Consider the following 1,201-nt stretch of genomic DNA (forward strand, 5'->3'; position numbering starts at 1 on the left):
ATCGGGAACAGAAAAAACTGATTGAAGATTGTGGCCACTCTTATGAAATGTTCTTTCTCAATCCCGATGGCACGTTAAATTTTCAACAGATGGTAATTGAACTGGATGAAGCTATCCGTAATGGAGCTAAAAACTTCAAATCAACCCTTTCAGCAGAACAAAGACATAACTTCAATCGGTTGAAACAGGAACATCAAGAACATCACACTCTCAAAAAGACACGAGAACAACTAAATTACCAATACGGACGCATACCCAACTACCTAGAAGTAGAACCCATGCCGGTAGAGGGTAGTGTACCAGGACAAGATAACGCACCTAGTATAGAACCGGAATATTAACCGTAGACGTAGTGAAAAGTCAGTAAAAAGCACCGTTGATTGAAAGGGTTTTAGATGAGGATTTTCCGGGCAAAGTTGATATCAGTTCAAAAAACAGCGACTTCGCCCGGAAAATGCGAACGCTGAAACCCTTTCATATCAACATATGTGCGTTTCTGTGTGAGGAAAACCGCCCTTTATATGGGGAAGGCGGTTTTCCTCAACCCCATATATAAGCCGCTTGCAGCGCCCTCCTTTCCCCTTACCTTCTACCCACACCCGTCTTATAACTAAATTTTCCGCTCCTACGCCCCTCTTTTAGACCCCTCTGCGACCATCCTCCTATTAGTGGTTATTGCTTTTGTGAGTTCCTGAGTAGGTAGTCTTGGATTATGACCCACGACCCAATCAGCGGAGCCTTCAAATCCCCTCTTGATTGCTCCTCTTTCGGATGGGTTCACTCCGCTCCCTATTTAACTATTGCGATGATTTTGCTGATTTGATGTTCTAATGACATTGTGAATCAATAAGGTGTCACAACCATCCTATTACTCAACCCTCTACTTATCCTCTAATCTTCCCAGGTTCCTAGTATTGACTATTTAGTTTGTGAATTTTTGATGTGTGCGGCCAAGATGGTCTGATTCATGCCCTCATTTTGGCTATCATTGGCCGTACCCGGCCAATTAGCCGGTTCATATACCCATTTAGCTTTAAGAGTGGTTACGGGCTTGCCTTTGCATTGGAATACCATCCTGTAGAATCATTCCTAGGTGTCGCTGTTTTCTTTTTATGACCCCTCACTGTACCCCGGTCGCATTTTTCGATACATTGAACTTGGCCGAGCCGCCGTACCGAATTCCCATCCCAATGACTACTGA

General features: G+C 43.9%; 1 pseudogene. It reads left to right on the forward strand.

Annotated elements, in window-relative coordinates:
* Positions 1-341 (forward strand): annotated as a pseudogene (locus F6K63_RS36955) (hypothetical protein); the annotation flags it as partial.
* Positions 342-1,201: the final 860 nt, after the last annotated feature.

Origin of the sequence: Moorena sp. SIO1G6, from assembly GCF_010672795.1 — a bacterium.
Classification (GTDB): domain Bacteria; phylum Cyanobacteriota; class Cyanobacteriia; order Cyanobacteriales; family Coleofasciculaceae; genus Moorena; species Moorena producens.